15 protein-coding genes are annotated in these 14,388 nt (G+C 52.5%); 10 read left to right on the forward strand and 5 right to left on the reverse strand.

Annotated features, from left to right (window positions below; genetic code table 11):
• Positions 1-17 precede the first annotated feature (17 nt).
• Positions 18-1,187: an HD-GYP domain-containing protein gene (locus tag V6U78_RS10640; RefSeq protein WP_405340409.1), complete on the reverse strand. Its 1,170-nt coding sequence runs from the start codon at positions 1,185-1,187 to the stop codon at positions 18-20.
• A gap of 262 nt (positions 1,188-1,449) precedes the next feature.
• Between V6U78_RS10640 and V6U78_RS10645 the strand changes: the two genes are divergently transcribed.
• Positions 1,450-2,676, forward strand: coding sequence for an EAL and HDOD domain-containing protein (locus V6U78_RS10645; protein ID WP_405340412.1), 1,227 nt, complete (start codon positions 1,450-1,452; stop codon positions 2,674-2,676).
• Positions 2,677-2,709: 33 nt separating this feature from the next.
• On the opposite strand, the gene tusA is transcribed toward V6U78_RS10645, so the two are convergent.
• Positions 2,710-2,949, reverse strand: a complete 240-nt coding sequence (gene tusA / locus V6U78_RS10650; protein WP_405340415.1) for a sulfurtransferase TusA — start codon at positions 2,947-2,949, stop codon at positions 2,710-2,712.
• The gene (locus V6U78_RS10655) at positions 2,946-3,392 is read right to left on the reverse strand and encodes a universal stress protein (RefSeq protein WP_405340418.1); all 447 of its coding nucleotides are present in this window, start codon (positions 3,390-3,392) and stop codon (positions 2,946-2,948) included. Before V6U78_RS10655 ends, tusA begins: the two co-directional genes overlap by 4 nt.
• Positions 3,393-3,587: 195 nt before the next feature.
• Between V6U78_RS10655 and V6U78_RS10660 the strand changes: the two genes are divergently transcribed.
• Together V6U78_RS10660 and V6U78_RS10665 are read left to right on the forward strand one after the other, a co-directional pair.
• Complete coding sequence (locus V6U78_RS10660) at positions 3,588-4,088, forward strand: hypothetical protein (protein ID WP_405340421.1); 501 nt, start codon at positions 3,588-3,590, stop codon at positions 4,086-4,088.
• 137 nt (positions 4,089-4,225) lie between these two features.
• Positions 4,226-5,845, forward strand: a complete 1,620-nt coding sequence (locus V6U78_RS10665) for a methyl-accepting chemotaxis protein (RefSeq protein WP_405340424.1) — start codon at positions 4,226-4,228, stop codon at positions 5,843-5,845.
• A 71-nt stretch (positions 5,846-5,916) separates the two neighbouring features.
• Here V6U78_RS10665 and gdhA read toward each other — a convergent pair whose 3' ends face one another.
• Both gdhA and hisC read right to left on the reverse strand, forming a co-directional pair.
• On the reverse strand, positions 5,917-7,269 hold the full coding sequence (gene gdhA / locus V6U78_RS10670) for an NADP-specific glutamate dehydrogenase (protein ID WP_405340427.1): 1,353 nt from the start codon (positions 7,267-7,269) through the stop codon (positions 5,917-5,919).
• A gap of 241 nt (positions 7,270-7,510) precedes the next feature.
• Positions 7,511-8,581 (reverse strand): histidinol-phosphate transaminase, encoded by a 1,071-nt coding sequence (gene hisC, locus V6U78_RS10675; RefSeq protein ID WP_405340430.1) that lies wholly within the window; start codon positions 8,579-8,581, stop codon positions 7,511-7,513.
• A 48-nt stretch (positions 8,582-8,629) separates the two neighbouring features.
• Between hisC and V6U78_RS10680 the strand changes: the two genes are divergently transcribed.
• The 7 genes from V6U78_RS10680 (at position 8,630) to V6U78_RS10710 (ending at position 14,388) form a co-directional block, all read left to right on the forward strand.
• Positions 8,630-9,340, forward strand: a complete 711-nt coding sequence (locus tag V6U78_RS10680; protein WP_405340433.1) for a pseudouridine synthase — start codon at positions 8,630-8,632, stop codon at positions 9,338-9,340.
• Positions 9,341-9,501: 161 nt separating this feature from the next.
• Positions 9,502-9,846 carry a hypothetical protein gene (locus tag V6U78_RS10685; RefSeq protein WP_405340436.1) on the forward strand — a complete coding sequence of 115 codons (345 nt, stop codon included), beginning with the start codon at positions 9,502-9,504 and terminating at the stop codon, positions 9,844-9,846.
• Positions 9,847-9,974: 128 nt separating this feature from the next.
• Positions 9,975-10,925: an ACP S-malonyltransferase gene (fabD, locus tag V6U78_RS10690; RefSeq protein WP_405340439.1), complete on the forward strand. Its 951-nt coding sequence runs from the start codon at positions 9,975-9,977 to the stop codon at positions 10,923-10,925.
• A 9-nt stretch (positions 10,926-10,934) separates the two neighbouring features.
• Positions 10,935-11,699: a 3-oxoacyl-ACP reductase FabG gene (fabG, locus tag V6U78_RS10695; RefSeq protein ID WP_405340442.1), complete on the forward strand. Its 765-nt coding sequence runs from the start codon at positions 10,935-10,937 to the stop codon at positions 11,697-11,699.
• A gap of 170 nt (positions 11,700-11,869) precedes the next feature.
• Positions 11,870-12,103 (forward strand): acyl carrier protein, encoded by a 234-nt coding sequence (gene acpP, locus V6U78_RS10700; protein WP_405340445.1) that lies wholly within the window; start codon positions 11,870-11,872, stop codon positions 12,101-12,103.
• Positions 12,104-12,285: 182 nt separating this feature from the next.
• Entirely contained in the window at positions 12,286-13,524 is a 1,239-nt protein-coding gene (fabF, locus tag V6U78_RS10705) for a beta-ketoacyl-ACP synthase II (RefSeq protein ID WP_405340448.1), read from the forward strand.
• A 3-nt stretch (positions 13,525-13,527) separates the two neighbouring features.
• Positions 13,528-14,388 (forward strand): aminotransferase class IV, encoded by an 861-nt coding sequence (locus tag V6U78_RS10710; protein ID WP_405340451.1) that lies wholly within the window; start codon positions 13,528-13,530, stop codon positions 14,386-14,388.

Below are 14,388 nucleotides of genomic sequence, written 5' to 3' on the forward strand. Positions count from 1 at the left end.
TAGGGCTGAGTTGTGGCTTAAAGTTCGATGGCCTTACGCACATGCAGGCCCCAAAACAAGAAAGGCTGTAGGGGTTTCAGCAGCTCATTAGAAAGGCTCTCAACGATAGCGTAGTCTGTTTCTTGGGTGTCGCGACGCGGAGGATGCATATAGGCTTGCCCATTGATGCCGCGAATACCTGCGCAAATCGGGTGCTGAAGCTCTGCTCCCCGATGGGTCACGACAGCAACATCGCCATTGCGGAGTTTGACAGCAGTGCCAGGTGGGTAAAGGCCGATCTGCTGTAGGAAGAGCTTGGTGAGAGCCGGACCCACCAAGGTACCGCGTTCTGCAAAGATCTTGCGCAAAGCCAGTTTAGCAGGTAAGGCCTCGCGGTATTCGCGTCGGCTGAGCAGCGCAATATAAATATCGGCTAACGCCAGAAGCTTGGCCTCGCTGGCAATAGCATTATTTTTTAACCCTTGCGGATAACCGCTCCCATCTAAGCGTTCATGATGATGTTGCACTGCACGTAGCCATACTGGATTTTTGATCTCCATCGCGGTGAGGATCTCCAGTGAGCGCTCAGGGTGCTGGCGAATGGTGGTGCGTTGTGCCTCGCTCAAGGGATCTTTTTGCTTGTTGAGCTTGTCCTGTATGCTCAGCATGCCGAGATTGGCAGTTAAAGCCGCAGCCAGCGTGGCGAAGGTCTGTTCGCTGTTGAGTTGTAGCGTTGATGCCATGACCGCAATCATGGCGGCGCATTGTAGCGGATGGTGGATGCCGTAATCCGAATGATCGCGCGTGTTTGGCCAGTGGATACTGCCAAGCAGTGCATCAGGTGCCTGCTGTGCGAGGCCATAAATCTGCGTACAGAGTTGGCGTATATCGCGGTAGAAGGCTTCTTTGGCGCCTGGATTCTGGCTTTTGGTATGGCGAAAAGCGCGCCGCAGCAGGCTTTCATACTCCTCCATTTCCAGAAAAGGGTTGACCTTGTTGCTGTAGCGGAAGGGTTTGAACTCGCTGCTATAATCAACGCGTTGGCTGCTATCGCGCTTGACCAAGCCTCGCTCCATCAGCACTTCGATCTGTTGTTCATTGGCGATCATGGCGCCGCGTGAAAGCAGGAGGCGGCCACCTTTGGCATAGATATCGATCGTGGTTTTGCGGCCTACGGTGAGCTCGCCGGGTCGGAGTTTCTCAAGCATGGTTTTTCTGCGGCCTTTCTCAGAGCGTTGTTTTTATCGCAGTGGCTTTTGATGTCTTTAAAATAACGCTATTCGCAGCAAGGCGCTGTATTTTCTTTCGGCTTGCCTGTGACATTTTGTGCATAGATTGCGCTAGATTGGGTATAATGGCAGATAAGATAAAAGGCATGAAGCCTGAGTGTTTGCTTGACTCTGAATTTTCAGAGCAAGGCCATCATGATCTGCCTGTTGATACTGCGATCTAGAAGTCGCAAGGATGAATATGAATAGCGCGTCTGCCCCTCCCGAGAACTACTGTATAGCTCTGCAGCCCATTTGTGATGGTAAGATGCGCCATGTTGCGGATGAGCTTCTTTATCGATCCAGTGCTTCTGCCAGTTTTGCGCAGATTGACGATCAGTTGACGGCCACGGCAAGGGCTTGCAGTGCTGCTTTTTATGAGACAGGAATCGATAAGCTGGTTGGGCAGCGCAAAATTTTCTTTAATGCGCCACGTGAATGGCTGCTTAAACCAGAGCTTTTACCGCCGAATCCAGAGCAGGTGGTGGTCGAGGTGCTGGAAAGTGTCTCCGGTGAACCTGAAATCGTCGCGGCATTGGCAAAAATCCGCGCGCTGGGCTATGACGTGGCTTTAGATGATTTCCAGCTGACTGAGCAGACTCGCCCTTTATTGAATGTGGCAAGCATCATCAAGGTCGATTTATTCGAGCCTGTGCGTGCCAGAGATATCGCGCTCTATCAAGAACATGGCCTGCGTTTACTGGCCGAAAAGGTCGAAGATCTGGATACCTTTCGGCGCTATCGTGATTTAGGCTTTGAGTTTTTTCAGGGCTACTTTTATGCCAAGCCAGAGGTGCGTGAAGCCACCTCGCGTAATCGCGGCAGTAATCAGGGTGCGCAGATTCGTATTATGGCGGAGTTGCAAGAGCCGGAGCCTGATTATGCCAAGCTGGAGCCTTTGATTGCGCAGGATCCTCAGCTGACCTTCTTGTTGCTGAAATATACTAACTCCGCCATGTTTCGTCGCTTGAACGAAGTCACAACCATTCACCAAGCCTTGAATACCCTAGGCTTGGAGCGAGTCAAAACCATTGTGATGACGGTGATGCTGGCGAATAATGGTCCTTCAAGCCTGTTGAGTTTGCCGCAAGCCTTAACGCGTGCAGCGATGTGTGAGCAGTTGGCTGCCCGCATGACGCAGATTAATCCACGCACGGCTTTTATGGCGGGATTGATGTCGATGATGGATTTGCTGATGGGCGGGACGCTTGTGGAGATTGTGGCGCAGCTGCCCTTGGGTGAAGACGTTAAGCGCGCAATTTTGTTTCGCGAGCAGCGCTTAGGTAAGCTGCTGAATCTTGTTGAAGCCTTTGAAAACGCACAGATGCACGATCGCGCCCCAGATCTGGTTGCTCAGTTGAATCAAGTCTGGCTGACCAGTCGTGCTTGGGCAACTCAGGTACTAGAGGGCGTCAACGAGGCTCTCTAGTCTATTCGGTGCAACCTCTTGGGGTCGGTTTCTTTAAGAAGAGCTGACCTTGCGTATCCAGTAACGAAAAACCTCGCCTTCTTCGGTCTCTAAAAGCTCTTGCTGCAAGAAACGGCAGAACTTGGGGATGTCTCGCGTTGTGGCTGGATCGGTTGCCACGACCAGTAGAACCTCACCTGAAGTCAGCTCTGCCATCTTCTGGTGCAGTAGCATCACTGGCTCAGGGCAGTAAAGCCCTGAGGTGTCTAGCAGTTGGTCGTGCTCTGGCTTCATCCCTTCTTGCCTACACGTACGGCCAATACATCACAAGGTGCGCCGTGGAGAACACCGCTGGAAACTGAGCCCAGCAAGAGCTGGAGACCGTGGCGACCATGGCTGCCAACCACAATCAGATCAATATTCAGTTCTTCGGCAAGGCGATGGGCCTCAGTATCCGGCATACCCACTAAAATATGTTGACGCTCAGCAGGAATATCGATGCCTTCCAGTAGCTTGCTGAGGCGCTGACGAGCATGCTCATCCAGCTGTTCTTGAATGCTGGTTAGATCCATCGGGATATCACCACCATAGGCAAACCCAAGGGGTTCGAGGGTGTGCAGTACATGCACTTTAGCCTGTTGATTGCGCTGAGCGACTTCCTGGGCGCGCTCTAAAACCAAGCGTGACTCATCTGAAAGATCAATCGCGACGAGAATATTTTGGTAAGCTTGACTCATGATTAGGGTGTCCTTCATCTAGGTGGTGATCTGAACGGCAGAGTATCCATTCGCTCGGCCTGGTGTGATCTCAGACCCAGCGGGTTGATCTTTTTTCAACAAAAGACCAGCCATATGCCGATTGTATCTTAGATTGATAACCGTGAGGTGCTTGTGTCGCAAATTGGATGGATATTTCTTGTTCTGGTGCTCATTTTGTTACCTGTCAGTTGGTTAAAGCCCAGCGCACGCCAGACACAATTGGTTGCTTTAAGGGAAAAGGCGCGGCGTTTAGGCGTCAAAGTCAGTGTGTTGCCGTTAAAAATCGATGATCACACTCGGCTTGAAGGTGCCGCTTATCGTTGGATGCGCCAGCCAGATGCGCTGCCCTTGCTGAGTTTTTGGCGTTGGATGCGTGTTGAGGTGGCCCGTGAAGTCGGTCAGTTTGGCGCGCCTTGGATTGAAGGCTGGATACTACAGCAGGGTGAAACAAAAAGCCTCACCTCTGAGCAGCAAGCAGCACTTGCACATTGGATGACTCAGCTGCCCGCAGGTGTTTTTGCAATAGAGTGGGGGAGCCATGCCTTGGCGATCTGGTGGGATGAGCGGCCCGAGAGCGATCAACTCGAGTCTTGGGCTGAGCAGGTGCCTGAGTTGATGGCTTTACCGCCATTGGCGGTGCCTAAGCCTAAAGTTGCACAGTCGCGTGTCTGGTGAGCCTAGGTGCAGATGTTTACACTGGAGGCCAGATAGAGACCTTCTCTTAGTCAGTGAGATGTGTACGCTCAGAGGCTTCTCAGCTGAGTGTCAGTCCTAGTTGATAAAATAAAGATAATAAAATCGAGGAATAAAGCATGCCTAGATTACTGTTACTCAGTGGGGGCATCTTGCTGCTTGCGCTCGGTATCTTGCTGCTTGCGGAAGGAGGATGGCGGTTGGTGGGTCTGGTGCTGGCGCTGGGTGCGTTTATACTCAGTCATCATGTGCGGCCTCCATCCGCTCCGGTCCAGGATCAGTACACGTCTATTTTGAATGCGAATGCAAGCCAGCTTGAGTCTTTGCGTCCTGCAAAGCATGCCCCCCTGGCCCTGCAAGACTATTGGGCGCTGAAAACAATGGCGGTGCGCTTGTCGGAACGTGCCAGTGTGACGGCGATTTCAACGGCTGAAGTTTCCTATCATGCCGATGAGCTGGATCAGGGGTTTCGCCAGCAGGGGCAAGCCGCCTCACGCGTCAATCAGGCCGCCAGTTCGATTGCAGTGGCTATTGAGCAGGTTTCTCAGCATGCCACCCATGTTGCTGATAAAGCAGCTGAGGCGAGAGCAGAAAGCCAGATCAGCCGTCAGGCCTTGCAGCATCTTCAAACCGAAATGCATGAGTTGGCCGGTGGTTCCCAACAGGCGCTGACATTAATTGCTGTTTTGGATGAAAAAAGTCGCAGTATCCAGCAGGTCACGCAAGTCATAGAAGGCATTGCTGAACAAACCAATTTGCTCGCGTTGAATGCGGCAATCGAGGCAGCACGCGCAGGCGAGCAAGGCCGTGGTTTTGCGGTTGTGGCCGATGAGGTGCGCAATCTGGCCGCGCGTACGGCCGACTCGACGCGCCAAGTGGAGCAGATGATCGATGAAATCCAGCAGAGCACAACCGAAGTCGTGGCGCAGATTGGGAGTTTGATGGAGCGAGTGACTCAAGGTGTGGGCGCGGTGGATGGTGTTGGGCAGCGCCTTGAGGTGATGGGTGAGCAGTTTGATGAAGTAGAACAGCAGATTCAGCAGATTGCTGTGGCGGTGAATTCCAGCCACCAGCATATGCAGCAGGTCAGTGAGGATTTGGTTGGCTTGGATCAGCAGGCGGTCGATGGGCAGGCCTCGATGCATCAGTTAGCGCAGTTGGCTCAGCAGCTTATGCTGGCTGCTGAGCAGATGAATGGCGAGCTGGCGATGCAGAAAATTGACTCAGCACATCAGCAGGCCTATACCCTGGCGCGTCAAGCTGCCGATCAGATCGCCGCTCTTTTTGAACAGGCCATCCAAAAAGGCGAGTTGAGTCGACAGGATTTCTTTGAGCCGCATTACCAACCGATTGCCGGAACTCAGCCGCAAAAGTACACCACTCCCTTTGATGCCTTTACCGATCGTCATCTGCCGCAGATTCAAGAACCCTTGCGTCAGGCCTTTCCATCTGGCTTTTACTATGCCATCGTTTTTGATCGCCGTGGTTATGTGCCAACGCATAATCAAGAATATGCCCATCCGCCAACAGGCGATCAGCAGGTGGATCTGATTAAGAGTCGGAGCAAGCGTATCTTTACTGATGCAACAGGTCAGCGTGGTGCCAAAAACACCTTGCCTTTATTGGTGCAGACCTACAAGCGTGATACAGGTGAAGTGATACATGATCTTTCTGTACCCATCTATTTGCAGGGGCAGCATTGGGGTGGTTTTCGTGTTGGTTATCGCACTGGGCGTTAGACAATAAAAAGAAGGCGTGAGGAGAGAAGCCAATCTGCCCCTTGAAAAGAAGCAGATTGGCAAGGGCGGCGTTACACTGCGCCCTGTTCAATCATGGCATCGGCCACTTTACGGAAACCGGCAATATTCGCGCCCAGTACAAAGTTGGTCGGGTCGTTGAACTCAGCAGCTGTATTGGCACTTTGCTCATAAATACCGCGCATAATGCCTTGTAGGCGCTGATCAACCTGATCAAAACTCCACATCGACATGCTGGCATTTTGCGCCATTTCCAACTGACTGGTGGCCACGCCGCCAGCATTGGCTGCCTTGCCTGGACCGTAGGCGATTTTAGCGGCCAAGAAGAGATCCACCGCATCCGCTGTTGAAGGCATGTTGGCCCCTTCGCTGACACAGATGACACCATTGGCGAGCAGGGCTTTGGCATCCGCCGCAGTCAGCTCATTTTGTGTTGCTGATGGGAAGGCCGCCTGAGCAGGGAAGCGCCATACGGCATGGCCATCTTTGGGATAGTCTTTCACAGCAATATACTGCGCAGAAGGATGGACCTTGAGGTAGTCTTCTAAAGAGGTGCGGCGGACTTCTTTCAGGTCTTTCAGCAGCTCAAGATCGATGCCTTCGGCATGATAGATGGTGCCTTGAGAGTCAGAGCAGGTGACGGGTAGCGCACCAAGCTGATAGAGTTTCTCGATCGTGTAGATGGCCACATTGCCTGCGCCAGAGACGAGACAGGTTTTACCATCAAGGCTGTCGCTGCGACCACCGAGCATGTTTTCTGCAAAGTACACCGCGCCATAACCCGTGGCTTCTTTGCGTACCAGTGAGCCACCCCAATTCAGCCCCTTGCCTGTCAACACACCTTCATAAGAGCCAGTCAGACGCTTGTATTGTCCGTACAAATAGCCGATTTCACGAGCGCCAACACCGATATCGCCAGCAGGGACATCAATTGTCGCGCCGATATGACGATAGAGTTCAGTCATAAAGGATTGGCAAAAACGCATGATTTCAGCATCAGAGCGGCCTTTGGGATTGAAATCTGAGCCGCCCTTGCCACCACCAATCGGTAGGCCAGTCAGGGCGTTCTTGAAAATCTGCTCAAAGCCCAGAAACTTGATGATGCCGGCATTCACGCTTGGGTGAAAGCGTAGGCCACCCTTGTAGGGGCCAAGTGCAGAATTGAACTGAATGCGATAGCCCTTGTTGACCTGGATCTTGCCTTGATCGTCGAGCCAGGTGACCCGAAACAAGATCTGTCTTTCTGGCTCGATGATGCGCTCAATAATGCTGGCTTCGCGGTAACGTGGATTGCGATCAAGAAGTGGGCGAATCGATTCGAGGACTTCTTCAGCAGCTTGGTAGAATTCAGTCTGAGCTGGGCTGCTTTTCTGAAGACGAGCGATCGTGTCATGAACGTAGGGCATGGAGTTTCCTTGGTTGATGATCAAATAAAAAGAAGAAGAGATGTTCTTTTTACAGGCAGTGAGCTTGCACAGTGGCCGAGTTCTGCTGCTCGTGAGCGCCTTTCTGGCAAGTGGCCTCACTGCGAAGTGGATCAAGGTTGTTGTGGCAGGCCAAAAAAAAGGCCCCTGAAAAAAGGTGCCTTAATATAGCGCAAGCTTATGCTATGCGTCTAGGGTATGCTCCATGCTGGTGCGGCATGACCTAGCGGTCAGTCGTCACTAAATGCGCCAATGTTTTAATAAGTTTTTGATTTTGCTCTTCATTTCCTAGGGTGATGCGCAAGAATTGATCGATTTTGGGGTGTTTGAAATGGCGCACTAAGATCGCATTTTGGCGCAGTTGGTCTGCTAGATCTGCTGCACTATGGTGCGGATGGCGCGCAAATACAAAGTTGGCTTTGGAAGGCAGCACCTCAAAACCCAGTGCAGTGAGGTCTTGGCTCAGCTGCTCACGACTGGCGATGATCTTCTGGTTTAAAGCCTGATAATAGGGCAGGTCCTCCAATGCAGCCTGGGCACCGACCAGCGCGAGGCGATCCAGTGGATAGGAGTTAAAGCTGTCTTTGACGCGGTTCAGCGCCTCGATCAAATCAGGATGCCCCAAGGCAAAACCGACTCGCAGACCGGCCAAAGCCCAGGATTTTGAGAAGGTTTGAGTCACCAGTAGGTTAGGGAAGCGCTGAATCAGCGACGCCGCCGATTCGGTGCCGAAATCAACATAGGCTTCATCAACGATAACCACTGAATCCTGATTGTGCTCTAAAAGGCGGCTGATCTCGGCCAGTGAGACCGCGATCCCAGTGGGTGCATTGGGGTTAGGGAAAATAATGCCGCCGTTTGGTTGCTGATAATCTGTCAGGGGCAGGGTAAAATCAGTCCTGAGCGGCAGCATCTTGTAAGCCACTTGATATAGCTGGCAGTAGACGGGATAAAAGCTATAGGTGATTTCGGGGAAGAGCAGGGGTTCGGTGCGGCCCTGGAAAAAAGCCTGGAAGGCCAACGCTAAGACCTCGTCTGAACCGTTGCCCACAAAAACCTCTTCGGCGCTGAGCCCCGCATACTGAGCCAGCGCCGCTTTTAACGCTGTGGCCTGAGGATCAGGGTAGAGGCGCAGCGTTTCATTGTTGGCGGCCTGTATGGCCTCCATGACCCGAGGCGAAGGTCCATAAGGGCTTTCGTTGGTGTTCAGTTTTATGAGATTGGGGATGCGTGGCTGTTCACCGGGAATATAGGGTGACAGTTGATGAACCTGGGGGCTCCAGTAGCGACTCATGGTATTCCTGCCTTATCAAAATCAAGATAAAAGAGAAGATTACACACGATGGGTCAGAAAACTCAACGCCTAGATAAATTTATTAGTCATACCACAGGTTTAACGCGAGGGCAGGTCAAGCAGCAGTTGGCGCAAGGTGAGGTGACCGTCAATGGTGAGCCTGCTAAACAGGCGTCGATGGCTGTCTCTGCCGAAGATCGTGTGTGCTGGCAGGGCGAGCTGCTTGAAGAAGTGGGCTTACGTTATCTGCTGCTCAATAAGCCGCTGGGTTATGAGTGTTCACGCAAAAGTAGCCATCATCCGCTGGTTTTTGACTTGCTCGATGTGCCTCAGCTGGATCGGATTCAACCCGTGGGGCGGCTTGATGTCGAGACCTCAGGACTCCTGTTGCTGACCGATGATGGTCAATGGGCGCACCGTTTGACTTCGCCGCGGCATAAAAAGAAAAAGGTTTATCTGGCTGAATTGGCTGAACCCTTATGTGCTGAGGCCGAAATCAAATTGGCCGAAGGCTTGTTATTGGAAGGTGAAGAAAAACCAACCCTGCCTGCTGAGTTAGAGCGCTTGAGTCCAACCAGGGTGAAGCTGGGCCTGACTGAAGGGCGCTATCATCAGGTGCGCCGTATGTTCGCTGCCTTGGGTAATCATGTGGTGAGCTTGCATCGTGAATCCATCGGTGAGCTGCTACTGGATCCAGTGACCTGTCCTGAGGGGCAATGGCGACATTTGACAGCACAAGAGATACAGATCCTGACTTAAAAGCCAAGGTTTTTCAGTGGGCGCTGGTTATACTGAGTGAGAATGCCGGATGGATCATCGTGCGGGTATTCTCCTGGGTTGATTGGGTCGGTGTTGTACCTAAAAGGCAGCCTCAAGCGTCGGTCTTGACAGGTGCTATGAAGAAGAAAAAAGGATTAAAAATGAAAAATCGTCTCCTTATTGAGCTAGATAACCTGCGTCGTGGTGTGAATCGCTCGATTATTAACCCCTTGGTGCCTGAGCTGTCGATGGAGTCCTTGACTCCCTTGCTGACGATGGTCGCGCAGGCGCGCGCTGAGTATGTACAGGCTGTGTTGCAGCTTGCGGATCAGCAACAGGGGCAGGCACCGAATATGGAACAGATTGGCGAATTGAAAAATAAACGTGTGGTTTTTGAAGAGCTGGTGAGTGCGGTGAATGCTTTAGAAACCGTGATTCAGCGTGAATATATGGATGTAAAAACCACGCGCAGTCCTGCAAAATCAAGGGCTGAAGACCCCCTCTAAGGATTGGTTTTCAAACTGGTGTTTGAGTTTTACTGTGCTTTTTCTCAGTAAAAGCATGGTCTTCTGTCGCCGCTATGCTAGAATGCGCGCCCATAAAAACCCGCTAAAGAAAGACAACAAGGTGATTTATGGCTTCTAACCTAGCCTTTGTTTTCCCAGGGCAAGGCTCCCAGCAGTTGGGGATGCTTGCTGAACTGGCCGAGCGCTATGCCGTAGTGCGAGCGACCTTTGAAGAAGCTTCTGCGGTTTTGGGCTATGATCTGTGGCAGCTTGTCCAGGAAGGCCCAGTCGAGCAGCTCAATCAAACCGATCAAACCCAGCCTGCCCTATTGGCCGCCAGTGTTGCCATCTGGCGTGTCTGGAAGGAGCTTGAGGGAGCGCCTCCTGCTTGGTTGGCGGGTCATAGTTTAGGCGAGTATTCTGCATTGGTCTGCAGTGGTGCCCTTGATTTTGCTGATGGTTTGCGTCTGGTGCGTAAGCGCGGTGAGTTGATGCAGGCTGCGGTTCCGGCTGGTGAAGGCGCGATGGCCGCGATTCTCGGACTCGGAGCCGAAGAAGTCGAGCAGGCTTGTACAAGTGCAGCGCAGGGCGAGGTGGTTCAGCCTGTTAATTACAATGCGCCAGGTCAGATCGTGATTGCGGGCAGTACAGCTGCAGTCGAGCGTGCGATCGCTGCTTGCCAAGCCGCAGGTGCGCGTAAAGCCATGCCCTTGCCCGTGAGTGTGCCTTCGCATTGTGAGCTGATGCGTCCAGCCGCCGAAGAGCTGGCAGCAGAGTTGGCGCGTATCCAGCTCAATAAGCCGCGTGTTCCCGTAGTGCAAAATGTCCATGCTCAGCCTGAGTCTGATGTGAACGTGATTCGTGCGCATCTGGTTGAGCAGCTCTTCCGTCCAGTACGCTGGATAGAATGCGTTGAGTATATGGCAGCACAGGGCGTGGATACCTATGTTGAGTGTGGCCCAGGCAAGGTATTGATTGGCTTGAATAAGCGCATTGTTAAGAATGCAAAATCCTTGGCGGTCAATGATCCTGATTCGGTGATGTCCGCTCTTGACTTGTTTCGTGTAGAAGCTGAATAGGACGCGATAATGACTTCTTCATTTATGCAGCAGAATCTCGAAGGGCGCGTTGCGCTGGTGACGGGGGCGAGTCGTGGTATTGGTCGTGCTATTGCACTGCAATTGGCCGCATTGGGTGCGACGGTCATTGGCACGGCAACCAGTGCTTCTGGCGCACAGGCGATCAGCGAAGCCTTTCAGCAGGCTGGAATTCAAGGCGAGGGCTGGGTGCTGAATGTCACTGATGCTGACTCAATCGATCAGTTAATAAAGGCAGTGACAGAAAAATATGCCGCACCGCAAATTCTGGTCAATAATGCCGGTATCACACAAGATAACTTGATGTTGCGTATGAAAGAGACAGAATGGGATGAGGTGATGGACACCAATCTCAAGTCTGTATTTCGTATGACCAAGGCCTGCTTGAAAGGCATGACCAAGGCGCGCTGGGGGCGAATTATCAATATTAGCTCTGTGGTGGCGACGATGGGCAATGCAGGTCAAGCCAACTATGCGGCAGCCAAGGCCGGGATGGAGGGCATGACACGCTCTTTGGCCCGTGAGTTAGGCGCGCGCAATATTACTGTCAATGCTGTTGCTCCTGGTTTTATTGCAACAGATATGACTGAGGTGTTGCCAGAAGAGCAAAAAGCTTTCCTGGCGCAACAAATCCCGCTTTCACGTCTTGGGCAACCAGAGGAAATTGCGGCTGCGGTCGGCTTTTTAGCCAGTCCTCAGGCGGCCTATATTACTGGTGAAACCCTGCATGTGAATGGCGGTATGAATATGCGTTAAGAGTGTTTCTTCGAGGCTGAGCCGCAGGTGATTTTTAAGTCAGTGATTTAACAAGTTAAATCAGTGGTTTGAATTTTTACCTTGCATCGCTGAGTCTCGGTTTATAAACTAGCCTGCAAATCATCAAGTGCACTGCACGGCAAGAGTCTAATCAGGAGTAATAAAACGTTATGAGTACCATCGAAGAGCGCGTAAAGAAGATTGTCGCCGAACAACTGGGTGTAAAAGAAGAGGAAATTCAGAACTCTTCCTCGTTCGTCGAGGATCTGGGCGCTGATTCTCTGGACACTGTTGAACTGGTCATGGCTCTGGAAGAAGAGTTTGAGACAGAGATTCCTGACGAAGAAGCTGAAAAAATCACGACTGTACAAGAAGCGATTAACTACGTTAACGCTCACCAGTAAGTTGTGAAGGGCTGGGTGTCTGGCCCAGCTCGCCGAGCATTAAGCCGCTTCACCTCAAACAGGTGCAGCGGTTTTTTATTGTTTAAGCTATAATCGCGCCAATTTTTTGTGTCTGACTGTCTCGGTGCAGTGCAGTTAGATCGGATAAAAGGGTCGGCTCGACCTCAGTGTGGAGAAGAGGCATGTCTCGAAGAAGAGTTGTGGTAACGGGGATGGGTTTGGTCACGCCGCTGGGTAATACGCTCACGGAATCCTGGGAAGCTATTCTTGCTGGTCGCAGTGGCATGTCACTGATCGAAAAGTTTGATGTGAGCGCCTTCAGTACCCGTTTTGCTGCTGAAGTGAAGAACTTCAATGTAGAAGACTATATGCCGGCTAAAGATGCCCGCAAAATGGATACCTTTATTCAGTATGGTATGGCAGCAGCGATTCAAGCGATAGAGGATGCAGGGCTGGAGACGACCGAGGCCAATGCCGAGCGTATCGGCTGTGCTCTGGGGTCAGGTATCGGCGGCTTGCAGATGATTGAGAAAAGCCATGAGGCTTTGCTCAATAGTGGCCCGCGTAAGGTTTCTCCCTTCTTTGTGCCTGGTTCGATCATCAATATGATTTCCGGTAATCTGGCCATTCGCTATGGCTACCGTGGACCGAACATTGCCATTACCACCGCCTGCACGACAGGTACGCATAATATCGGTTACTCAGCACGTACGATCGCCTATGGTGATGCGGATGTGATGATCTGTGGTGGTGCTGAAGCAGCAAGCACTCCACTGGGTCTCGGTGGTTTTGCCGCAGCGCGCGCCTTATCTACACGTAACGATGATCCGCAAGCAGCCAGTCGCCCTTGGGATAAAGACCGTGATGGCTTCGTATTAGGTGATGGTGCGGGTGTGCTGGTTTTGGAAGAATATGAACACGCTAAGGCCCGTGGCGCACGCATCTATGCTGAGCTGACCGGTTTTGGTATGAGTGATGATGCTTATCATATGACCTCACCGCCCGAAGATGGTCGTGGTGCCGCAGCGGCGATGCAGCATGCGCTGCGTGATGCTGGACTCAATCCAGATCAGATCGACTATATCAATGCGCATGGTACCTCGACTCCCGCTGGTGATATCGCAGAAAGTCTGGCGATAGAAAAAACTCTGGGATCGGCAGCCAGTCAGGTCGCAGTCAGTTCAACCAAATCGATGATCGGCCACCTTTTGGGTGCAGCAGGTGCTGTCGAGGCGGTGTTCTGTATTCTGGCAATACGCGATCAGGTGGCGCCACCAACGATCAATCTGGATCAGCCAGAAGAGGGATGTCGTCTCGACTATGTCCCGCATCAAGCCCGCGCGATGCGCATCCAGCACACCCTGTCCAACTCCTTTGGCTTTGGTGGCACCAATGGCAGCCTGATTTTTAGTCAGGTTTAAGCCATGTCCCTGTTGCTGCTGGATGGTCGTGCACCGCTGCCCAGTGATCTTGATTGGTTACTGGCCAGCCGGGCCCTCGCTTTTGGCGAAGGCTTGTTCACCAGTGTGCGCCTTTGGCAGCAGCAGCCGCTTTTCTGGCCAGATCATCAGCAGCGTTTGCAAAAAGGCCTGGATCAACTGGGCGTCAGTCTGGATGCCAGCCTCTGGCAGAGTCTAGAGCAAGAAGTCATGCAGCTGGCGCAGCAGCAGGGTGAAGGGCGTCTGAAGGTTATGCTGCTCGCTGGTCCCGGTGGTCAGGGATATGCGCGTCAGCAAGCCAGCTTGCCTTGGCATCGCCTTGTCCATGCGCAACCTATGCAGATTGAGCCTAGTCTGTATCTGGGTCAGCCTGTCTGGTGGCTGGCCTGCCCAGCCTCTGGGCCGCATTCAGAGACCAAGCATTTGAATCGCTTGTCACAAGTCCTGGCTGCAGATGCTTGTCCCGCACCCTATCGTGAAGCCCTGCTCTACAGTGCGCAAGGTGAGATCAAAGAAGGCATAGCGCGTAACCTCTTCTGGCGTTCTCAGGGGCGTTGGTACACGCCTTGCTTGGGATCGGGCGCACTGGCGGGTGTGATGCGCAGGCAGCTCATTCGCTTGCTGGGTGTAGAGGTCGCTGAAGTTAAAACCCAGCTGATTGATCTACAGCAGGCCGATGAAATTTTTCTTTGCAATAGTGTGCAGGGTATTTGGCCGATTACGCGCCTTGACCATGCTGGTGGTACTCTGGCGCACTGGTCTGTTGGGAGGGCAACGCTGGCACTGATGGCAGATTTTCATCCTCAGATGGGGTTGCCTGTCCCTTCCTCAGTCAGTTCACTGTGA

The organism is Marinospirillum alkalitolerans (assembly GCF_045055655.1).
GTDB lineage: Bacteria > Pseudomonadota > Gammaproteobacteria > Pseudomonadales > Halomonadaceae > Marinospirillum > Marinospirillum alkalitolerans.